Annotated in this window: 5 protein-coding genes; 2 read left to right on the top strand and 3 right to left on the bottom strand. The window is 38.3% G+C overall.

The annotated features are described in order from the left end of the window. Window positions 1–375: 375 nt before the first annotated feature. Window positions 376–861, bottom strand: coding sequence for an NUDIX hydrolase (locus ABDZ84_RS14040; RefSeq protein ID WP_026680319.1), 486 nt, complete (start codon window positions 859–861; stop codon window positions 376–378). Window positions 862–885: 24 nt separating this feature from the next. Continuing rightward, window positions 886–1,983 (bottom strand): radical SAM/CxCxxxxC motif protein YfkAB, encoded by a 1,098-nt coding sequence (gene yfkAB, locus ABDZ84_RS14035; protein WP_034678644.1) that lies wholly within the window; start codon window positions 1,981–1,983, stop codon window positions 886–888. A gap of 199 nt (window positions 1,984–2,182) precedes the next feature. Here yfkAB and ABDZ84_RS14030 point away from each other — a divergent pair, with 199 nt between their 5' ends. Further along, window positions 2,183–3,787, top strand: coding sequence for a catalase (locus ABDZ84_RS14030; protein ID WP_026680321.1), 1,605 nt, complete (start codon window positions 2,183–2,185; stop codon window positions 3,785–3,787). Window positions 3,788–4,000: 213 nt separating this feature from the next. Here the strand turns inward: ABDZ84_RS14030 and ABDZ84_RS14025 are convergent, their stop codons facing one another. Continuing rightward, window positions 4,001–4,720 carry an EcsC family protein gene (locus tag ABDZ84_RS14025; RefSeq protein ID WP_026680322.1) on the bottom strand — a complete coding sequence of 240 codons (720 nt, stop codon included), beginning with the start codon at window positions 4,718–4,720 and terminating at the stop codon, window positions 4,001–4,003. Between the two features lie 116 nt (window positions 4,721–4,836). Here ABDZ84_RS14025 and ABDZ84_RS14020 point away from each other — a divergent pair, with 116 nt between their 5' ends. Then, window positions 4,837–5,493 carry a GntR family transcriptional regulator gene (locus ABDZ84_RS14020; protein ID WP_026680323.1) on the top strand — a complete coding sequence of 219 codons (657 nt, stop codon included), beginning with the start codon at window positions 4,837–4,839 and terminating at the stop codon, window positions 5,491–5,493. The last annotated feature ends 552 nt before the right edge of the window (window positions 5,494–6,045 follow it).

Raw genomic sequence — 6,045 nt, 5'->3', positions numbered from 1 at the left:
TACTTGGCTTAACGCAGTCATTGCACTGATTTTATACTTTCTTAACTTTGAACAAAAGCGCAAGCGCTCCTATTTATCCATAGGCACAAATTTTATAATTTCCTAGACTAAGAAAAAAACGCTCCGATTTATAGAAGCGTACACATGTAAAACAATCTATATTCTTTTATACTAACTAAAGATAAAGGGAAGCTTCCATCCGTAGGGGTTGTGTTTATCCCACGGATGGTTAGTACCACAAGGGTATGACCTAAAGGCCATTGAACCAATCGGACATTTACTGGCAGTCATCCCACACTTAACCTTATAACGATACATAAAACTAGTTGTCAACACTTTCTTGGCTCCCTTAAGCTCCTAGGAAATACTAAGCTTTTACTTCACCATTAATTCATCAAAGAAGTGATGGAGCGTTGGAACGATTGCTTTCTGCCTAACCATTCGCCGATATGTTTCTTCATCTACCCATTTAGCATCTATTACTTCTTCCGGTTGAAAAGTTAACTGTTCAATAGATACATTGCTATGAAACAGCCAATTGTCCAAATGATCTACCTGTCTAACTTCTCTACGAAGTAATTTTGCTGCTTTATCGTCTAATTGTAAGCCTAGTTCCTCAGCTACCTCTCGATATGCCCCCTGTAAGCTGTTTTCCCCTGCAATCACAGAACCACCTGTGCACTCCCAATAACCCCCATATGGCTTGTTAGGGTGTCGCTTTGATAATAAAAGCCCCCCACTATCATTTTGAATCCATACATGAACAACTAGATGATAACGATCCTTTGGCATCGGCACTCCCCGTATATGCTTTTCATCCAACTTATTTCTATTCCTATCATACAGATCCCACACTTCCATCCTCTAGTCCCCCTCATATGTTAATTACAGTTTAATAGTGGCTTTTCTTTGTTGAAAGTCTACATCTTGATAATATGTATTTTTCACAAGAATATTTGGACCAAGACATTTAACAGCAGGACAATGACAATTTAACGATTTTGCTGTGTCTGAAGCCATCCAACGATCGTAAGCTTCAAGTAACGAAGTGGTTTGTATATTCCCTAGTTTTGGCTCATCTCCAAAATCAGTCACAATCACATCACCCGAAAAAATATTTACATTCAAACGAGAACGACCATCAGGATCATTTCGCACCGATACATTCTTTTCCTTAAATAAACGCTTCTGTAAATTCAAATCCGCTTGGGACGTGCTACATGGATAAAAAGGCAAGGTACCAAATAACATCCATGTATCAGGATCACGGTGGTCTAATAACCGTTCGATACCCTTCCGCATTTCTTCTAAGGATAACGTTTCTAAATTACTTGCAAAGTCTACGGGATACATCGGGTGTATCTCATGTCGTGCACAACCCATTTCAAGCACATGGTCATGAATTTTTTCTAAGTAAGGATATGTCCGACCATTTAGCATCGTTTCTGCAGATACCATGACACCTGCTTGTGATAATTTCTGAGCATTTTCAACCATTCGTTCGAAATATTTCTTACGATTTTCCTCTGATGGCTTTCTCTCCATTCTTGCAAATCCAGTCTCCGCAAATTCTTCAGCAGTACCCCAGTTATGTGAAATATGTAAGACATCTAAATAAGGAATGATTTCTTCATAGCGACTAAAAGGCAAGGTCAGATTCGAATTAATTTGTGTTTTCACACCACGATAATGAGCATATTTAAGCAATGGAACTACATAATCACGAACAGATTTTTTCGACATCATCGGCTCTCCACCAGTAATACTTAGTGTACGAAGGTGAGGAATTTCATCTAGTCGCTTTTCAATCAATTCCATTGGTAGTGCATCCGGGTCCTTCCCTTGTAGTGTATAGCCTACTGCACAGTGGGCACAGCGCATATTACAAAGCGTTGTTGTTGTAAATTCAATGTTAGACAATGTTATTCCCCCATGCTGTTCCACGTCCATATATGCTTCCCATGGGTCATATGCTGGAGACATTGTTTTACTCGCTTCTGTTAGTTTCACAAGAAAAATCCTCTCTTTTTCAAAGACTCTTTTAATATTTTACCATGTAACTGTCTATCCCGTCTTTGTGGAAATTAAAGAATGATATTTAGATAAGTGGGCAAACTAAAAAATAGCAGAATTATGGAAATTCTAGTTTAGTTATATTTTAGAAAGGTGGAAAAGAAAACGGATGGAGCAAAAAAATACAAATAAAGCCAATAATATCGAAAATGAAGATACCTTAACAACGAGGCAGGGGCATCCTGTTACTAACAATCAAAACATACGAACAGTCGGAAATCGTGGACCAGCAACACTGGAAAACTATGATTTCATCGAAAAAATAAGTCACTTTGACCGTGAAAAAGTTCCCGAACGGATAGTTCATGCTCGTGGTGCTGGGGCACATGGCTATTTTGAGACATACGGCATGGCTGGTGATGAGCCTATATCCAAATATACAAGAGCCATGGTTTTTCAGGATAAAGGGAAGCAAACTCCTGTCTTTGTCAGATTTTCAACGGTTGTTCATGGTACACATTCTCCAGAAACAGTACGTGATCCACGTGGCTTTGCTGTAAAATTTTACACGGAGGACGGGAATTGGGACTTAGTCGGAAATAATATTAAGATCTTTTTCATTCGTGACGCAATGAAATTTCCAGATATGATTCATGCCTTTCGACCAGATCCTGTAACAAATATTCAAGATAGTGAACGCTTCTTCGACTTTTGTGCGAATTCCCCTGAAAGCTTCCATATGATAACCTTTATTTACTCACCTTGGGGCATTCCGGCAAATTACCGAATGATGCAAGGCTCTGGGGTAAACACATATAAATGGGTTAACAAAGAGGGCGAAGCGGTATTAGTCAAGTACCATTGGGAACCAAAACAGGGAATTAAAAACTTAACACAGCAAGAAGCAAATGAGATTCAATCTACCAATTTCAATCACGCTACACAAGACTTATACGATGCTATTGAAAAAGGAGATTATCCTGAGTGGGAACTATTCGTCCAGATTATGACCGATGATGAACACCCCGAGCTAGATTTCGATCCACTTGATGATACAAAACTATGGCCGGAGGACAAGTTTCCATGGTTACCAGTTGGAAAAATGGTATTGAATAAAAATCCAGAAAACTACTTTACAGAAGTTGAACAAGCTGCCTTCGGTACCGGAGTTCTTGTCGATGGACTTGATTTCTCAGATGATAAAATGCTGCAAGGTAGAACGTTCTCCTATTCTGATACACAGCGCTATCGTGTAGGGGCAAACTATTTACAGGTTCCTATTAATGCAGCAAAAAAGCGTGTTGCTACAAACCAAGAGGGTGGACAATTACGTCAGCAAAATGACAAAGCACCTGGTCAAAATCCACATGTTAATTACGAGCCTTCGGTACTAGGTGGATTAAAGGAAGCTGAACAAACGGGAAAAGAATACACCCCTGAGATAAAAGGAAAGCTTGTTCGTGAATCCATCGACAGAAATGACAATACAAAGCAAGCAGGCGAGACATTCCGTAGCTTCAAAGACTGGGAAAAGGATGATTTAATTTCTAATTTAGTGAATGATCTTTCTATGTGTGATCAACGTATTCAAGATAAAATGGTCGCATTGGCTGAGGATGCAGATGAAGAATATGGCCTCCGTTTACGTGAAGGTCTGGAAAAGGCCAAAACCATGATGAATGATGGAACAAGTAAAAATCCGTTAGGTAATAAAGATGCAGAAAAAGCACCAGATCAAGCAATCGAAAAAGGACATGAAGCAGATCCATATTAATTGCTAGAGGGCATAACTAAACGAAGTGCTTTTCATAAGTTAATGCCGAGAGTAAATATCAAATAAGCCTGTTATTTTTTATCGCAATCAAAAGTATGGAACGCTTTCCACAAACCAAATTAACACGGTTAACCACGCTTAGTAACGTGGACCTTCGGGCTCTTGCTGTTTTTGCAGGGGTCCCCCTATTTTTCTCTACCCTCCCCTTTACTTTTACTCTTCTGGTACAGCTAATAGTCGCAGACGATACGCATTCATAGCCGTCTCCCCGAGATGATCAAGTAAATTATAATTGGCATAAGCACCGATAATGGCACCAAAGCCAGGTACGAGTTGTAATAATTTGACCAAGTCTATATAATCACGATACTCCTGTTGAAATGCTCGCCAATCCATATCCAGTAAATGTTGCTTTTCATGTTCCCAATTTTCAATAACATACATCGTTTTCTTTCTTTCTTTTTCATTGGAGAAAGCTAATTGGAATATGTGTAAAAGAAATAATCGTTCTTCATAAGCCTTTGTATCGAAGCCATATATGGTTGCAGCCTCAAATAAGAATTTCATTTTTATAGACAGTAGTAAAGGAAAATCCGCAAAACCAAGAAAAATACCACCAGCACCAGTACCTGCACCTTCTACTGTTGCTGTTTTGCGATAGGTGGATAACTTTTCTTTTACAAGCTGATCTTGCTGATATAAATTCATTTCTTGCATTTCTGGTTTTTTCGTAGTTACATGTGAGCCTACTAATGTAGCCTTAACCATATTTTTAATACTTTCAGTAATTATCCGATGCGCCTTTTCAGGTATCCAGTTATTTATTTTCATCTGTGCTTTCTTAGAAAACTGATTAAATAAGTTAGGTTTAGCATACATTTTCCTTCGCCAAGCTTCTAGCTCCTGAGAAACTATATCTTCATAGTTAATCAAAATAAATCCCTCCACAACGTTTAAAAATCTTAGTGATATATTGCATATTTCCATAATTAATAATTTATTGTATACTGTTTAGTATACTAAAAATAATTGTAGAGGGGGAGCAGATAATGCCAATACCTTCAGATCATTCCAGGCCAGTAAGGCAATCCGCAAAGGAAAGTGCTTTTAATCAGATTCAACAGTGGATTATTGATGGTACATTACAACCTGGAGAAAAACTTAATGATTCTGAACTTGCTAAAGCATTAGGCGTGAGTAGGACTCCGGTTAGAGAGTCTCTACAACTTTTAGAAGTACAGGGATTTGTAAAGATGTTTCCTGGAAAAGCAACGCAAGTAACAGAAGTGGAAAAAGAATCTATGAATGATTTACTTCCACCATTAGCTGTACTACAGGCCTTGTCAGCTGAATTAGCTATTGATAATTTAACGGATGATATAACAGCTGTATTGGAAGAAATTAATGACCGATTTACGAAAGCTATTCGCTCAGAGAATTATTATGCTGCTTTAAAAATTGACGAAGAATTTCATCAAGTTATCGTTGATGCTGCAAATAATCCCTATATCCACAACATTATTGCTAACTTACAAGCCCATGTAAGACGCTTATTCTTCCATAACTCCATCATTTTAACTGAACAATCCATAGAAGAACATAGCCAGATTATTAACCTTATGAAAGAAGGAAATAATGAGGCTCTTGCTCCAATTATGAAAGAAAATTGGTTACGTACGATACAAGAATTTCAAGCACTAAAATAATGTGAAACTTCAATCCGTGGGCATTTTATTATCTCCCACGGATTGTTAGTACCACGAGAGTATGATATAAAGACCTTTAAACCAATTGGACATTTACTGGCAGTTGATCCCCCACTTCCCAATATTGGTTTCACTTTATTGCTTGAAGTGAGGGGATTACTGCCGGTTATATGAGGAATAAATTATTGAAAAGGGGCTGGGACTAAACACAACTTCTTTACTCAAAATACGAATAATCACGTTTATTAATAGGAGTATCACCCCCGCATCATGAACATACACTGGCTTTCCGCGAGCACGGACTAAGCTCACTTGGTAAAGGAAAACACGTTACCAAGTGGATTCGGGCTCGTGCTGTGGATAAGGAGGACTTTGGCAGCGATACATAGCACGCAGATAAAGCGCTCTTCTTTTTCAAGGAGTCTCACATATTTCAGATGCTATATTAATTATCCTAATCAAAAAACGAAGGGGCTGGGACAAAACCCAGTAACTGAAAAAAGTGGTACGCCAATTTAGGGCGTATCACTTTTTTTACTTTTTTCAATATTT

It is taken from the genome of Virgibacillus salarius (assembly GCF_039521925.1).
GTDB lineage: Bacteria > Bacillota > Bacilli > Bacillales > Amphibacillaceae > Virgibacillus > Virgibacillus salarius.
The sequence above is the reverse complement of the archived record's forward strand: the minus strand, read 5'-3'. Positions and strand labels throughout refer to the sequence as shown.